Annotated in this window: 15 protein-coding genes; 4 read left to right on the forward strand and 11 right to left on the reverse strand. The window is 71.4% G+C overall.

From position 1 onward, the window contains the following. Positions 1 to 11 precede the first annotated feature (11 nt). Positions 12 to 509, forward strand: a complete 498-nt coding sequence (locus tag HLB44_RS20575) for a Dps family protein (RefSeq protein WP_173126198.1) — start codon at positions 12 to 14, stop codon at positions 507 to 509. A gap of 15 nt (positions 510 to 524) precedes the next feature. On the opposite strand, the gene HLB44_RS20580 is transcribed toward HLB44_RS20575, so the two are convergent. Beyond that, positions 525 to 3305: a transporter substrate-binding domain-containing protein gene (locus HLB44_RS20580; protein WP_173126201.1), complete on the reverse strand. Its 2781-nt coding sequence runs from the start codon at positions 3303 to 3305 to the stop codon at positions 525 to 527. Positions 3306 to 3392: 87 nt separating this feature from the next. Further along, positions 3393 to 4289: a LysR substrate-binding domain-containing protein gene (locus HLB44_RS20585; protein ID WP_173126204.1), complete on the reverse strand. Its 897-nt coding sequence runs from the start codon at positions 4287 to 4289 to the stop codon at positions 3393 to 3395. 78 nt (positions 4290 to 4367) lie between these two features. On the opposite strand from HLB44_RS20585, the gene HLB44_RS20590 reads away from it, so the two are divergent. After that, positions 4368 to 5702: a M20/M25/M40 family metallo-hydrolase gene (locus HLB44_RS20590; RefSeq protein ID WP_173126207.1), complete on the forward strand. Its 1335-nt coding sequence runs from the start codon at positions 4368 to 4370 to the stop codon at positions 5700 to 5702. A 12-nt stretch (positions 5703 to 5714) separates the two neighbouring features. Here the strand turns inward: HLB44_RS20590 and HLB44_RS20595 are convergent, their stop codons facing one another. Next, positions 5715 to 6614, reverse strand: coding sequence for an Fpg/Nei family DNA glycosylase (locus HLB44_RS20595; protein ID WP_173126210.1), 900 nt, complete (start codon positions 6612 to 6614; stop codon positions 5715 to 5717). 78 nt (positions 6615 to 6692) lie between these two features. Between HLB44_RS20595 and HLB44_RS20600 the strand changes: the two genes are divergently transcribed. Both HLB44_RS20600 and HLB44_RS20605 read left to right on the forward strand, forming a co-directional pair. Next, positions 6693 to 8321, forward strand: coding sequence for a peptide chain release factor 3 (locus HLB44_RS20600; protein WP_173126213.1), 1629 nt, complete (start codon positions 6693 to 6695; stop codon positions 8319 to 8321). 19 nt (positions 8322 to 8340) lie between these two features. Beyond that, positions 8341 to 8613: a ribbon-helix-helix protein, CopG family gene (locus HLB44_RS20605; protein WP_173126215.1), complete on the forward strand. Its 273-nt coding sequence runs from the start codon at positions 8341 to 8343 to the stop codon at positions 8611 to 8613. A gap of 16 nt (positions 8614 to 8629) precedes the next feature. On the opposite strand, the gene sctR is transcribed toward HLB44_RS20605, so the two are convergent. Genes sctR through HLB44_RS20645 form a run of 8 tightly spaced genes read right to left on the reverse strand, consistent with a single transcriptional unit; the run spans position 8630 to position 15291 of the window. Beyond that, complete coding sequence (sctR, locus tag HLB44_RS20610; protein ID WP_173126219.1) at positions 8630 to 9289, reverse strand: type III secretion system export apparatus subunit SctR; 660 nt, start codon at positions 9287 to 9289, stop codon at positions 8630 to 8632. Between the two features lie 20 nt (positions 9290 to 9309). After that, positions 9310 to 10374: a type III secretion system cytoplasmic ring protein SctQ gene (sctQ, locus tag HLB44_RS20615; protein WP_173126222.1), complete on the reverse strand. Its 1065-nt coding sequence runs from the start codon at positions 10372 to 10374 to the stop codon at positions 9310 to 9312. After that, entirely contained in the window at positions 10371 to 11408 is a 1038-nt protein-coding gene (locus HLB44_RS20620; protein ID WP_173126225.1) for an EscU/YscU/HrcU family type III secretion system export apparatus switch protein, read from the reverse strand. Before HLB44_RS20620 ends, sctQ begins: the two co-directional genes overlap by 4 nt. A 12-nt stretch (positions 11409 to 11420) precedes the next feature. After that, a complete protein-coding gene (gene sctT / locus HLB44_RS20625) occupies positions 11421 to 12200 on the reverse strand; it encodes a type III secretion system export apparatus subunit SctT (RefSeq protein ID WP_173126228.1) in 780 nt (259 codons plus the stop codon). A 10-nt stretch (positions 12201 to 12210) separates the two neighbouring features. After that, on the reverse strand, positions 12211 to 12705 hold the full coding sequence (locus tag HLB44_RS20630) for a hypothetical protein (protein WP_173126231.1): 495 nt from the start codon (positions 12703 to 12705) through the stop codon (positions 12211 to 12213). Further along, the gene (locus tag HLB44_RS20635; protein WP_281375196.1) at positions 12705 to 14042 is read right to left on the reverse strand and encodes a FliI/YscN family ATPase; all 1338 of its coding nucleotides are present in this window, start codon (positions 14040 to 14042) and stop codon (positions 12705 to 12707) included. Before HLB44_RS20635 ends, HLB44_RS20630 begins: the two co-directional genes overlap by 1 nt. Beyond that, entirely contained in the window at positions 14039 to 14653 is a 615-nt protein-coding gene (sctL, locus tag HLB44_RS20640) for a type III secretion system stator protein SctL (RefSeq protein ID WP_173126234.1), read from the reverse strand. The genes HLB44_RS20635 and sctL overlap by 4 nt, the downstream gene beginning before the upstream one ends. Further along, the gene (locus HLB44_RS20645) at positions 14635 to 15291 is read right to left on the reverse strand and encodes a SctK family type III secretion system sorting platform protein (protein ID WP_173126237.1); all 657 of its coding nucleotides are present in this window, start codon (positions 15289 to 15291) and stop codon (positions 14635 to 14637) included. The genes sctL and HLB44_RS20645 overlap by 19 nt, the downstream gene beginning before the upstream one ends. Positions 15292 to 15307: the final 16 nt, after the last annotated feature.

The following is a 15307-nucleotide window of genomic DNA, read 5'->3' on the forward strand; positions in this document are numbered from 1 at the left end:
GGAGGCTCCCCATGCCCGAGATCAGGAACCAAGGCCTGTCGATCAACATCGGCATCAGCGCGGAGGACCGCAGCGCGATCGCCGGCGGGCTGTCGCGGCTGCTGGCCGACACCTACACGCTGTACCTGACGACGCACAACTTCCACTGGAACGTCACCGGGCCGATGTTCAACACGCTGCACGCGATGTTCATGGCCCAGTACACCGAGCTGTGGAACGCGGTCGATCCGATCGCCGAACGCATCCGCTCGCTCGGCCACCCTGCGCCCGGCTCGTATGCGCAGTTCGGCGCGCTGGCGTCGATCAAGGACGCGCCGGCGGCGCCGCCGAAGGCGCTCGAGATGGTGCGCATCCTCGTCGAAGGCCACGAGTCGGTGGCACGTACCGCGCGCAGCATCTTCCCGCTGGTCGACAAGGCCGGCGACGAGCCGACCGCCGACCTGCTGACGCAGCGCCTGACGGTGCACGAGCAGACGGCGTGGATGCTGCGCTCGCTGCTGGAAGAGTAGCTCTCAAAGCACGCGTCAGGCCGCCAGCTCGGCCGGCGCGCGCAGCGCCGGGTGCTGCAGCAGCTGGCGCACGAACAGCGTCGCGTCGCTGGCCTTGGCCAGCACCAACTCGGCGCCGGCGTCGCGCAGCGCCTGCACGTCGGCATCGTGCAGCTCGGCCGACATCACCACCAGCGTCGGCAGCGCGCCCTCGCCGGCGGCCCGGCGTGCCGCGGCGATCACCCGCGCCGCGCCGCCGTCGACCAGGTGCAGGTCGGTCAGCACGACATCGAAGGCCTCGCGCGCGAGTGCCGCCTCGGCGCCGGCCACCGAGCCGGCGACGACCACCGGGCAGCCCTCGGCGGCGAGCGCATGCTCGATGAGCATCGCGTAGACCTCGGCGTCCTCGACCAGCAGCACGCGGCGCGGCGGCGCGGGTTTGGCCCGAGCCGCCGGCTCGGGCTCGGCTTCGAACTCGGCGGTCCAGCGCAGCGCGATCGCCAGCCCCTCGCCGCGGCGGCTGTCCAGCGTCAGCTCGCCGCCCATCAGCTGCGCGATGTCGCGGCACAGCGCCAGCCCGAGGCCGGTGCGCGCGCCCGCGGCGGTGCTGTCGCCGGCGACGAAGAAGGGTTCGAACAGGTGCGCCTGGTCCTCCGGCGCGACGCCCGGGCCCTGGTCGCGCACGACGATCTCGACCCGGCAGCGCGGCTGCGTGCCCGGCTCGACCTCGCAGCGCGACTCGATGGCGATCTCGCCGCGCTCGCAGTACTTGATCGCGTTGGCGACCAGGTTGCGGATGACCTGCTGCACGCGCATCGCGTCGATGCGCAGCAGCGGGTCCCAGGCGCCGGGCCGGTAACGCAGCGTCAGCTGGCGTGCTTGCGCCGCCGGCCCCATCTCGAGCGCGACGCTGCGCAGCACCGGATCGAGGTGCGCCGACTCCAGGTGCAGTGACAGCCGGCCGGCCTCGAGCCGGTCGCGGTCGAGCAGGTTGTTCAGCAGCGTCAGCGTCGAGCGCGCCGATTCGCGCAGCCCGGCGGCGATGCTCGGCTGGTTGCCCTGCGTGTGGCGCAGCAGCTCGGTGCCGGCGATCACCGAGTGCAGTGAGTTGCGCACCTCGTGCGCGAGGAAGGTGACGAAGCGCGCGCTGGTCTGGCTGGCGCGTTCGGCGTGCTGCTGCGCGGCCTGGCGCCGGCGCACCTCGCGCTTCAGGCGCCGGCTGTGCGCCCACCACAGCGCCAGCAGCCCGGCCAGCACGCCACCGACCCACGGCGCCCAGCGCCGCACCGCCTCGCGCTGCACGGCCGCGGGCGTTGGCGCGTTGAGCCAGCGCGTCTTCAGCTCCGGCAGGTCGGCGCTGGCGCTGGCGTCGAGCGCCCGCTGGGCCAGCGCGGCCAGCGCGCCGTGGCGCGCGGCCAGCGCCAGGCTGTGCTGCACGCGCAGCTCGGGCACCGCGCCCATCAGCTGCACCGTCGCGCGCGGCCGCTCGGCCAGCAGCGTCGCGGCGCCGATCACGTCGGCCAGCGTCGCATCGGCGCGGCCTTGTTCGACGGCGTCGACGCAGTCGGCCAGTTGCAGGCAGGCCACGACGTCGATCGCCGGGTAGCGCGAGTCGACCCAGGTGCGCCCGGCATGCCCGGCCGGCAGCGCCAGGCGCCGGCCGCGCAGCTGGCCGAGGTCGAGCAGCACCGCGTCGCGCCGGCCGATGATCGTCACCGGCTGCTCCATGTACGGCCCGATGAAGCGCAGCTGGCCGTCGTACTGCGCGCTCTCTTCGGCACCGATCACCCAGTCGACTTCGCCGCGTGCCAGCAGCCCGGCCAGGTCCTCCAGGCGCACGACCCGCCAGGCGCGCGGCTGCAAGCCCAGCCGCTGCAGCACCGCGCGCAGCATGTCGATCGTCAGCCCGCTCGGTTCGCTCCCGGGCGTCACGTCGATGAACGGCCGGTGCCCGCCGACGACGGCGATCACCGGCGCCGGCAGCGCCGCCAGCGCGCTGCGGTCGCGCTCGTCGAGCACGAACGTGGCGCCGCGCTCGGCCAGCGGCAAGGTCGCGCTCCAACGCCGCACCAGCGCCTCGACCGCGCCCGGCGCCAGCGCGACGATCTCCTGCGACAGCCGTTGCGCCAGCGCCTGGCGCGACGCCGGCAGCGCCAGGTGCAGCGCGCCGGTCGGCAGCTCGAGCGTGCGCGCGACATGCAGGCCCTTGAGCTGCTCGTGCTCGATCAGCTCCAGCACCACCGGCAGCGCCTCGAAGGCGACGTCGGCGCGGCCCGAGGCCACGTCGCGCAGGCTCTGGCGCACCGTGTCGACGACCGCGCGCGTGGCCAGCGGGAACAGCTGGTCCGCCTCGACCTCGCTCGGGTAGCCGTTGACCACCGCGACGATGCGGCCCGCGAGGTCCGGCGTCAGCGCGCCCGAGGGCGCATCGCGCCGGGTCACCAGCGCCTGGCGTACCCGCCAATAGGCTGTTGTGAAGGCCAGGTCCTGCTCGCGCGTGGCATTGCGGCGCACGGCGCTGGCCAGGTCGATGCGGCCGGCCAGCAGGTCGGCCTCCAGGCTGCGCCAGCTGGTGTAGCGCACCGGGCGCAGCTGCAGGTTGAGTCGCCCGGCGAGCACCTGCACCAGCGCGAGATCGGCACCACCGGGCTCGCCGCCCTCGGGCCAGACCTGGAACGGCGGCAACTCGGCGAGCAACCCGTAGCGCAGCGTTTCGACCTGGGCCGACGCCAGCGCGGCGCTGAAGGCGAGCAGGCACGCCGCCAGCCAGCGCGCTGCGGCCGCGCCGGCATGCCGTCCCCGGAAGCAGTGGGTCAAGGCTCGCTCCGTCGTCGCCGACGACTATCCCGCGCCGGGTGGGCCGTCGTCAACGCCCGAAGGCGGTGCGGCGGCCCGTCGCAGGCCTCAGTCCGCCCCCTGGGCCGCAGTGCTCAGCCAGTCGACAAACGCCGCCGCCAGCGGGTCGGCCGCCTTGTGCGGGCCGACGAACACGCTATAGCCGCGCCGGCCGCTTTCCGCGTGGCGATGCGCGAGCACGAGCTCGCCGTTCGCCAGCTCGCGCTGCACCGCGTACTGCGGCACCAGGCCGACGCCCAGATCGGCGCGCACCGCCTCGATCAGCATCGAGAACAGGTCGAACCGGTGGCCGCTCACGATGCTCGTTGGCACGCGCTCGATGCCCGCGCCGGCGAACCAGCCCTCCCAGGCGCCGAGGCGCGAGCTCAGCTGCAGCAGGCTGGCCTGGCGGAAGTCGCCGCGCGTGAACGCTGCGCGCTGGCGCGACTGCGGCGCGCAGACGACGACGCAGGTCTCGCGCAGCAGCGTGCGGACCTGCGCGCCGGGCCACGGCGCATCGTCGTACTGCACGGCGACGTCGAACGGCGGTTCGTCGAGCGCGATGTGGGTCGGGAAGACCTGCAGGTGCATCGTGCACGAGGGGTGCTGCAGCGCGAAGGCCGGCAGCCGCGGCAGCAGCCAGCGTTCGCCGAACACCGGCAGCGCGCCGATCAGCAGGTGCGCGCCGCCCGGGCGGCGCGCCATCGCTTCGAGCGTGTGGTTCTCCAGCCGCAGCAGGTCGGCCGCCACCTGCGCGTGGTAGCGCTTGCCGGCCTCCGTCAGCACCGAGCCGCGCGCACCGCGCTGCACCAGCCGCACGCCGAGCTGGTCTTCGAGCAGGCGCAGCTGCTGGCTGATGGCGCCGTGCGTCAGGCACAGCTCGTCGGCGGCCTTGCCGACGGATTGATGGCGCGCGACGGCGTCGAACGCGAGCAGGGCGCGGGTGGTGGGGATATGGCGGCGCATGCCCCGATGTTAGAAAAACTGCGGGCTCCCGAAATCAATGCGCAGCGCGGTGGCGGGAACTGCCGCACGATACCGGCCATGCTGCATCGCCCCCTGCTCGCTTCGATGGCCGCCGCGGCGGCCTGTGTCCTGTGCGCCCCGGCGCACGCCCAGTTCAACGCGGTTGCGCCGACACCCACGCAGGTGCGGCCGGCGGTCGACCAGGCCTTTGTCAAGCTGATGGCCGCGCCGTCGGTGAGCGCCGTGCTCGACGCGCTGAAGGCCGACCATGCGCGCTCGATCGACGACCTGAAGCTGCTGACCGAGATCGAGGCGCCGCCGTTCAAGGAGCAGCGCCGCGCCGAGGCTTTCCTGGCCCGGCTGAAGGCGCTGGGCATCGATGGCCGCATCGACGGCGAAGGCAACGTGATCGCGCTGCGCAAGGGCAGCGGTGGCGGGCCGAAGCTGCTGATCGCGGCGCACCTGGACACGGTGTTCCCGGCCGGCACCGATGTCACGGTGAAGGAGCGCGACGGCAAGCTCTACGCGCCCGGCATCGCCGACGATACGCGCGGACTCGCGGTGCTGCTGTCGTGGCTGAAGGTGCTCGAAGACAAGAAGCTGCAGACCGTCGGCGACCTGCTGATCTCCGCCAACGTCGGCGAGGAGGAGCTCGGCAACCTGCGCGGCATCAAGCGCATCTTCGCCGACCATCCGGACATCGACGGCATGGTCGGCCTGGAGCCGGCGCCCGATGGCGCGATCACCGTGCTCGGCACCGGCTCGCACCGCTACGAGGTCAGCTTCAAGGGCCCGGGTGGCCACAGCTACATCGCCTTCGGCCAGGTGCCCAGCGCGATCCACGGCCTCGGCCGCGCGATCGCCAAGATCGCCGAGGTGCAGACACCGAGCTTCCCGAAGACCACCTTCACCGTCGGCACGATCGCCGGCGGCACCTCGGTCAACACCATCTCGCCCGACGCGCGCATGGCGATCGACATCCGCTCGGAGCAGATGGAGAGCCTGCTGGCGACCGAGAAGAAGATCCTCGCGACGGTCGACGAGGCGGTGGCCGAGGAGAACAGGCGCTGGGGCACCACCGCCCTGAGCGCCAGCACGAAGCTGATCGGCGACCGGCCCGCCGGCCGCACGCCGGTGGACTCGGTGATCGTCGAAGCGGCGATCCGCGCCAACACCGCATTCGAGCGCAAGTCGGCGCTGATCGGCGGCTCGACCGATGCGAACGTGCCGATGGCGCTCGGCATCCCGGCGATCATCATCGGCGGCGGCGGCAAGTCCGGCGGTTTCCATTCGCTGGCCGAGTGGATCGACCTGACCGATGCGTGGAAGGGCGCGCAGAGCTCGCTGGTCACCGTGCTCGGGCTGGTCGGCGTCAAGGGCATCAGCGAGCCGCTGCTGGCGAAGCGGCGCTGACGCTGCGCGCCCTCAGAGGTCGTCGATGTGCTTCGGCCAGCTGGCCTTCAACAAGCGCGATAACGCGCGGTCGGCCAGCAGCTTGCCGCCGGTCTGGCAGCGCGCGCAGTAGTTCGTTTCGTTGTCGGCATGCACGATGCGCTGCACGGGGGTGCCGCAATCGGGGCACGGCTGGTCGTAGCGGCCGTGCACCGCCATCTGCGGGTGGAAGGCGGTGACCTTGTCGGGCCAGCCGCCGTGTGACGCGGCTTCGGCGCGCAGGCGCTCGGTCCATTCGGTGAGCACGGCGCGGGTGGCGTCGAACAGGCGAGCCGTCTCCGCCGCATCGAGCGCGCGCGTGAGCTTCACCGGCGACAGCCGCGCGCGGTGCAGGATCTCGTCGGAATACGCGTTGCCGATGCCGCTGAAGAGCTGCGGGTTCGTCAGCGCGCGCTTGAGCGTGTGGTTCTCGCTCTGCAGCCGCGCGGCGAACGCAGCCCCATCGATGGCGAAGACATCGAGCCCGCCCGGGTCCATCGCCGCGAGCGCCGCACGGTCGGCCAGCAGGTGCATCGAGGCGCGGCGTTGCGTGCCGGCCTCAGTCAGCACCAGCTGCCCGGTCTCGAATTCGAAGCTCGCCAGCGTGATCCTGCCCGGGGGCTTGGCGCCCGGCGCCAGCCAGCGCAGCCGGCCGGCGATCATCAGGTGGATCACCAGCAGCAGCTCGGCGCCGGCGGCTGGCTGCAAAACCAGCACCAGCCGCTTGCCCAGCCGCTCGATGCCCTGCAGCGTGCAGCCCTCGGCCTGCGAGATCGGCGGCAGCGCCGTGCGCAGCAGGAAGGGGTTCAGGATGCGCAGGCGCTTGAGCACCTGGCCGCGTGCCTTGGCCGCCAGGCTCTCGATGTAGACGGTGACGTCGGGCAGCTCGGGCATCGGCCGAGTGTGCCTGCAGCCGCCGCCGCGCGGCCGGCACCGATAATCACCGGTTGCCCGCCTTCTGAACCGAGCTCCATGTCCGCCGACATTCCGACCCAGGTGCGCCGCCGCCGCACCTTCGCGATCATTTCCCACCCGGACGCCGGCAAGACCACGCTGACCGAGAAGCTGCTGCTGTTCTCCGGCGCGATCCAGATCGCCGGCAGCGTCAAGGCGCGCAAGGCCTCGCGCCACGCGACCTCCGACTGGATGGAGATCGAGAAGCAGCGCGGCATCTCGGTGGCCTCGTCGGTGATGCAGATGGAGTACCGCGACTGCGTCATCAACCTGCTCGACACGCCAGGCCACCAGGACTTCTCCGAAGACACCTACCGCGTGCTGACGGCGGTGGACGCCGCGCTGATGGTGATCGACGCGGCCAACGGCGTCGAGCCGCAGACGCGGCGATTGCTGCAGGTCTGCCGCGCGCGCAACACGCCGATCCTGACCTTCGTCAACAAGATGGACCGCGAGGTCAAGGAGCCGCTCGACCTGATGGACGAGATCGAGCGCGAGCTCGGCATGACGGTGGTGCCGTTCACCTGGCCGGTCGGCATGGGCAAGGTCTTCCACGGCGTGCTCGACCTGCGCGAGGAGCAGATGCGCGTGTTCAGCGCCGGCGCGGACCGCGCCGGCGGTGACGATGAGATCCTGGCCGGCCTGAACAACCCGGCCTACGCATCGCGCTTCGGCATGCAGTACGAGCAGGCGCACGGGGAGATTCAGCTGGTGCGCGAGGCGGCGCCGTCGTTCGACGAGGCCGAATTCCTCGCCGGCCGCCAGACGCCGATGTTCTTCGGCTCGGCGGTCAACAACTTCGGCGTGCGCGAGGTGCTGGATGCGCTGGTCGACCTGGCGCCGCCGCCGGCGGTGCGCCCGGCGATCCAGCGCGAGGTGGCGCCTGCCGAACCGAAGTTCACCGGCGTCGTCTTCAAGATCCAGGCCAACATGGACCCGGCGCACCGCGACCGCATCGCCTTCGTGCGGGTGGCCTCCGGCCACTTCGAGCGCGGCATGCGCCTGAAGGTCGTGCGCTCAGGCAAGGAGCTGCGGCCGAACACGGTGGTCTCGTTCCTGTCGCAGCGCCGCGAGCTGCTCGACGAAGCCTTCGCCGGCGACATCATCGGCATCCCGAACCACGGCGTGCTGCAGCTCGGCGACACGCTGACCGAAGGCGAGAGCCTGCAGTTCACCGGCCTGCCGTTCTTCGCGCCCGAGATGTTCCGCATGGTCGAGGTGGCTGATCCGCTGAAGACCAAGCAGCTGAAGGCCGGGCTGCAGCAGCTCGGCGAAGAGGGCGCGATCCAGGTCTTCCGCCCGATCGCCGGCTCGGTGCTGATGCTCGGCGCGGTCGGCCAGCTGCAGTTCGAGGTCGTCGCGCACCGGCTGGAACACGAATACGGCTGCAAGGCGCGCATCAGCCCGTGCCGCTTCTCGATCGCCCGCTGGGTGACCTGCGACGAGGCCGATGGCGGCGCGAAGGAGCTGCAGCGCTTCATCGACGGCAACAGCCACCGCATGGCGCACGACGCCGTCAATGCGCCGACGCTGCTGGTCGAATACGCGCCCGAGCTGCGGGCGATCGAGAACAACTGGCCGAAGATCAAGTTCCACGCGCTGCGCGAGCACGCGGGGCTGGTGTTCCAGAAGCAGTTGGATGGGTGAGACGCGGAGACGTGACGCCATGAGAGTGACCGTCAAGCTCGCGCCGGAGATGGAACAGCAGCTGCGCAGGCTCAGCGATGCTCAGGGCCGTCCTGCGAGTGTCTTGATTCGCGAGGCCTTGGCCGCCTATCTCGGTGACCCGGGCCCCGAGCGGGCCTCGGCCTACGTCTTGGGGGAGGGCTTGTTCGGAAAGCACCGAGGTCCGCCCGACTTGGCGGCTCGGCGCAAGGCTGCCGACTTCGATGTCCATAGCGACGCCGAGGGCAAGCCGCTGCTCAACGTGCCGCGCTGATCGAGGCTCGGCGGGCTCAGCGATACGACAGCACCAGCCCGTGCACCAGCCGCGCCCAGCCGTCCAGCATCACGAAGAGCAGCAGCTTGAAGGGCAGTGAGATCGTCGTCGGCGCCAGCATCGACATGCCCAGTGCGAGCAGCACCGTCGCGATGATCAGGTCGACGACGACGAAGACCAGGTAGATCACGAAGCCGATCTGGAAGGCGCGCGTGAGCTCGCTGAGCGTGAAGCTCGGAATCAGCACCATCAGGTCGTCCGGCTGCAGTGTCTCCGCGCGGTGCTTCGGCCAGACGCTGGCGGCCGACTTGAGGAAGAAACGGTGCTCGCGCTCGTCGGTGTGCTGCTTCAGGAAGGCCTTGATCGGCGCTTTCGCCGCGTCGAACACCGCCACGATGTCGTTCAGCCCTTCGCCCTTGGCGCCGAAGGGGCGGCCGCGCAGCGCATCGGCAATGTCCATGCCGACAGGCGCCATCACGTAGACCGACAGCACGATCGCGATGCCGTTGAGCACCATGTTCGGCGGCGTCTGCTGCAGCCCCAGCGCACTGCGCAGCAGGCCGAAGACGATCACCAGCTTGGTGTAGCAGGTGGCCATCAATGCCACGAAAGGCACGGCGCCGAAGGCCAGGATCATGGCCGCGAGGGTCAGCGGATCGGGCAGATCGAGTTGCATCGTCTGAGTCCGCGCGCTTTTCAGACCTCGCCCGCGGCGAACTCGATGACGCGCACGCCCAGCCGCTCGCCGACCGCGACGAGCTGCCCTTTGCCGACGACGCTGCCGTGGGCCACGATGCGCACCACGCTCTGCGTCAGCGGCTGGCCGAGGTCGAAGACATGGCCCGGCTTCAGCAGCCCCAGCTCGCGCAGCGGCAGCTGCAGCTGCCCGGCCTCGAAGCGCAGCGTGACTTCGAGCCCTTCCAGGCTCTCCAGGGACGGATCGAGCGCATCGCCGGCTGCGGCCTTGTTCGTGGGATCAATGGTCTTCATCATCATCGGGTCTTCAGAGGAAAGGACGGTGAGGGCCGATCCGCGCACCTCGGCACGGAAGGCAGGCCGCGCGTGCCGGCCCACGCAGCCCCGCACGCCGAGCACGGCGCCCTGCAAGTGCCAGGGCTCGATCGCAACGATGTCGCCGCGGGTGATGCTGCGCAGCTCGCCGAGCCGCAGCGCGACATGGCCGATCTCCAGGCGCAGCGGGACCGGCAGGTCGGCCAGCGCCGGCGGCAGGGTCCGGGCCGCGGGTGCGACGAGGCGGGCCACGCCCGCGGCCCAGGCGTCGTCGTCTTCGAAATCCAGGCAGCCTCGGGCGGTCGCCGAGCCGTCCGCGCGCTGCAGCACGAAGCACAGTGCATCCGCCGTCGGTGGCGGCGGCGCCGGGTCGGGCAACCATTCGAAGCCGACGCCCAGTGCGGCCGTCACGCGCTCGATCAAGGGCTGCAGCGCGTCGGCCAGCAGGATCGTGCGCAGCTCGTGCGGCAGCACGGCGGCAAGCGGTTCGCCCAGCAGGAACGCCAGCGCGGCGTCATCGAGGCGGATGAAGCCGCGCTGCGTGCCGAGGCGGAACGCGTAGGCGCTGCCACCGCTCTGCGGCCCGGTAGCGCGATAGCGAAGCCGCAGTTGCACCGGTTGCTCACGCAGCGTGAAACCGATGTCGGGCGCCCAGCCGTAGAGCCGGTTCAGCGCGCTGCAGGCACGCGGGTCGAGCCGCGGCAGGCCGCTGGCCTCATCGAGCCCGCGCACGAGGTCGGCATCGATCACTGGGTAACCTCCCACCCCGCGCGCCGCAACAGATCAGCCACGGCCTCGAAGCAGCCGGCAGGAATCGGCCGATCGAGCGCCGCCTCGTCGAACAATCGCTCGGCGAGCGCCGGATCGAACTGCACCGGCACCTGCGCATCGGCCGCCAGTTGCTGCAGCCTGTCGGCGACGGCGCCTTCGCCGCGCGCGATCACGCGCGGCAGGTCCTGTTCGCCGACGTACTGCAGAGCAATCGCGACGCGCCGCGACTGCACGACCAGCGACGCAGCGCGCATCCGATCGGCCAGGCTGAGGTAGACGGACTCGAAATGCGCCGAGCGCCGGCGCGAACGATTCAGCGGGTCTCCTTCGGCCTCGCGGTGGTCGCGGCGCAGGTCTTCGTGCGACATCCGATGCTGCTTCATGAACTCGAAGCGCTGATGCCAGTGGTCGACTCCCGCCATCGCCGCGCAGATCAGGCCGGCCCAGGCGAAGGTCGACAGCAGCGCCTGGCCGACGGCCGCGGCCTGCATGGCCGGCGCGAGCTGGCCGAGGCCGGCAGCCGTCTGCAGGTGGATGCGCACGACCACGGACATCAGCGCGGCAAGCAGCGCGGCCTTGACCAGCAGCTTCAGCAGATTGACGAGGTTGCGCATCGAGACGATGCGCTCCAGCCCGCTGGCCGGATTCAGGCGTGAGAAATCGGGCTGCAGCCGCTGCCAGGCCATCATGCCGCCGACCTGGAGAATGCCGCCGGCGGTGGCCGCCACCAGCGCCACGGCGCAGATCAGCAGCATGCCGCCGAAGCTCACGCGGCCGGCATCCAGCAGCAGCGCGACTAGGTGCTCCAGCGGCTGGCGCAGCACCGGCGCGCCGGTGGCGCGGTGCCACAACCCGTGCAGGCTGTCGAACCACCAGCCCGCCAGGGCCGCCGCTGCCCCGCTCGTGGCGGCAAAGACAAGCGTCGACGTGACATCCGCGCTGTAGGGCACCTCACCGCGCCGGCGTGCGAGCCGCAGGGCGCGGCGTGTCGGTGCGTGTTTCTTCTCGGTCATTGATGCCGACTGCTAGAGAACGTGGCGCAGGAACTGCAGCACGCTGTTGTCGGGCCGCAGGAAGTCCTGCAGCCCGGCGTAGACGATGTGCAGCACCAGTGCCAGCACAAGGATCGCGAGCAGGCCCTTCAGCGGCTGCGCGACGACGAAGACGTTCAACTGCGGCGCGACGCGCCCGACCAGCCCCACACCCAGGTCGACCAGCACCAGGACGAAGATCACCGGCGCCGCCAGCTTGGTGATCCAGGCCAGGATCGCGTCGCCCTCGCGAACTGCGAAGGCCTGCAATACCGCGCGCGCGTCCGGAAAGTACGAGGCCACCGGCCACAGCTGATAGGACTCGAACAGCGCGCCGATGAGGCCGAGCAGCCCGCCGGCGCTGACGAACAGCGTGACGGCCAGCCGGAACAGCAGGTCGCCGGTCGGGCCGATCTCGTGGCCCGCGATCGGATCGAAGAAGGCGGCATTGGCGGTGCCGCTCTGGAAGTCGATCAGCTCGCCGACGCATTGCAGCGCCCAGACGAAGACGCCGAAGCCCAGGCCGAGCAGCAGCCCGATCAGCGTCTCCTTGCAGACGATCACGAGCCAGGGGCCCGCGCCCGGCAGCGCCGTCACCGGCACGGCGGGCGCGACGAAGGCCGCGAGCACCAGCACGAACGCGCCGCGCACGGCGCCGCCGAGGGCGGTGCCCGCGAAGTACGGCAGCACCAGGAAGGCGGCCAGCAGCCGCGGCAGCGCCAGCACGATGGGCACCACCTCGGCCTGCAGCGCGCCGATCTCGTGGGAGTTCATGCCGTCCGGTTCATGCCGTCCGCCGACCAGGGCCGCGCTGCCACGCTGCAAGCGCCGCGACTTCTGCAGACTCTTCAGCGCGCTGCTCTTCCTGCCGTCGCAGCGCTGCCCGCGCGCGCTCGTCCATGCGCTCGGCCTTCTCGAGTGCCGCGCGACGGCCATGCAACCAGCCCCGAGCTTCCTCGGCCTGCGTTTCGGCAAGCTGATGCTGCGCCTGCGCGGCGTGGCAGCACCGCCTGGCATCGGCGATGTGTCGGCCGGCGACTGCATCGAACGTGGCCACGCGGCGCAGTTGCTCGATGTCCAGCGATCCGGCTGAGAACCGGTCGGCCGCGCCATGCCACGACCCGGCGCGCTCGCTGACCCGGCAGGCCAGCGTTTGCTGCGCCTCGTCCCGGCGGGCGGCGGTGTGTTCGGCAGCGCGGCGGGCGGTCGCAAGCGCTTCCGCCGCCGCGGCTTTCTGCTGCTCGCGCACGCGGATGAGTCGGGGCCAGTCGCTGCTCATCACCCGTTCCTCGCTCCGCCGACCAGGCTGCGCAATGACGCCAGCGTGTCGGCCAACGCCACCGAATCGCCCGTGCCTTGCGCCAGGAAGGCTTGCAACGCAGGGAAGGTCTGCACCGAGCGGTCCGACAGTGCGTCCTGGCCGGCCCTGTATTCGCCGATATGCAGCAGCAGCTCGAGCTCGCGATGCCGCGACAGCAGCTTGCGCACCTGCGCGGCGTCGGCGCGGTGTGCGGCGTCGGTCACCTGCGTCATCACCCGGCTCACGCTGGCCAGGATGTCGATCGCAGGAAACTGGCCGGCCTCGGCCAGCCGGCGCGACAGCACGAGATGGCCATCGACGATCGAGCGCACCTCTTCGGCGATCGGGTCGTTGTCGTCCTCGCCTTCCGTCAGCACCGCGTAGACCGCCGTGATCGAGCCCTGCGCACCCTGGCCGGCGCGCTCCAGCAATTGGGGCAGCACCGAGAAAACCGACGGCGGGTAGCTGCGGCGCGTCGGCGGCTCGCCGCTGGCCAGGCCCACTTCGCGCTGCGCACGCGCGAAGCGGGTCAGGGAGTCGACCAGCAGCAGCACCGCTTGCCCCTGGTCCCTGAAGTACTCGGCAATCGTCGTCGCGACCTGGGCGCACTTGATGCGCTCCATCGCCGGCCGGTCCGAAGTCGATACCACGAGCACGCTGCGCGCCAGCCCCGCCGGCCCGAGGTTGTGCTCGACGAACTCCTGCACCTCGCGGCCGCGTTCGCCGACCAGCGCAATCACGTTGACCTGGGCGTTCGAGCCGCGCGCCAGCATGCCCAGCAGCGTGCTCTTGCCGACGCCGGGCGGCGCGAAGACGCCGATGCGCTGGCCGATGCCCAGCGTCAGCAGGCCGTCGATCGCGCGCAGGCCGGTGACGAAGGGCTGCTGAACCGGTCGCCGTGCGAGCGGCGCGATGGCTTCGCGGTGCACCGGCATCCGGCCGTGGCCTGCTAGCGGGCCGCGGCCGTCGATCGGATGGCCCAGCGCATCGAGCACGCGCCCGAGCAGGCCGGGACCGACCGGGCAGCGCAGGCCCCGCCCTGCCGGCAGCACCTCGGTCGCCATCGAGATGCCGGTCATCGGGCCGAGGGGCGTGAGCACGGCGGTGTTGTGGCGGAAACCCACCACCTCGGCCCACTGCGACGTCTCGCCGGGGGTCACCAGCTCGCACAGCTCACCGATGCGCGCCTGGATGCCCGTGGCGTCGATCGTCAGGCCGACGGCCTGGCTCACGCGGCCGCGCATCGCCACCGGCGCGCTGCGGCCGATGGCGCGTTCCAGCTCGGCGGCCAGGGCTTCCATGCCGTGATCGGTCATGTCTCGTGACCTCGCATCGCGCGGGCAAGCACGTCGAGCTGCGATTCGATGCCGATGTCGAGCGTGCCGGCCGCGGTGACGAGCACGCAGCCGCCGGCGGGCAGCGAGGCATCGGCGTGGACGCTGAGGTTGATGGCCCAGCCCGCGCCCTCGCGCAGCCGCGCCACCGCTGCGCGCAGCGCCGGCTCGCCGGCAGGCGCCACCCGCACCACCGCCTGCGCCTCGGCGCGCAGCAGCTCCTGCACGCGCTGCAGCGCGGTTTCGTACAGGCGCGCCGGATCGATGTCCGCGAGGATCTGCGACATCGCCCTCACCACCAGGTGCGCCATCGCTTCGCGCATGCGGCCGAGGCGTGCGTGATCGTCGGCCGCCACCGACAGCAGCCGATCGGCATGGGCCGCCTTGGCTTCGCGCAGGCCGGCCGCGTAGCCGTCGCGCCGGGCCTGGGCCGCCTGCTGGCTGGCCGCTGTCGTGATGCGTGCGGCCTCGGCACGCGCGGTCTCGATCAGGCGTGCCGAGTCGAGCAGCGCGCTGTATTCGGCCTCTTTGAGGACCTTGCGCTCGCACAGCAACTGCAGCCGATCGCTGGTGATCAGGTAAGCCAATCCCATTGGGGCAATCTCTCGGGGACGATGCACATCAGCATCAGTTCATCCAGCTGCGCGAGCTGGTGCGGCTGCAGCGACAGGGGGCGAAGCGCTGCCGCGCGCCGCGGCAGCTTGCGTTGCACGCGCTTCAGCACGGCCTCGCCTTCGCCGGCGACCGCCGCTTGCAGCAGGCGATAGCCGCGGTCGACGACGACCCGCCCGGCACTGATCGGCCGCTCGCGCAGCGGCGTGGGATCGATTCGGAAAGCCGATGGCGGCGGCAGCCTGTGCATCACGAAGTCGACCGCATCGTCGTCGATGCGACGCGCCTGGCGGCGCAACTGCGCCCCCAGGGCATCCCGATCGCTCATCAGGCGAGCGTGCAGCGCCAGGCCGCAATACAGGCTCAACCGCCGCAGCGAACGGCTGTCCATCAACAGCAACCGTTTGCACGGCGAATCGAAGCGGTAGTCCAGGTCGGGCAGGCTGCCGCGCAGCCAGGACGCCAGCACCGCCTGGCCCGCCGGACCCAGCGTTCGCCAGCGGCGCCAGTGCGACGGCCAGGCGGGCGGCAGCCAGCTCGGGTGCATGTCCTCGTGCGGCCGCAGTTGCAGCCGCAGGACGTGCTGCAAACCGGCGGGGGACAGGATCGTGTTGGCCATCGACGAATGCCGCTGC

This window comes from Pseudaquabacterium terrae, assembly GCF_013266755.1.
Lineage (GTDB): Bacteria > Pseudomonadota > Gammaproteobacteria > Burkholderiales > Burkholderiaceae_C > Pseudaquabacterium > Pseudaquabacterium terrae.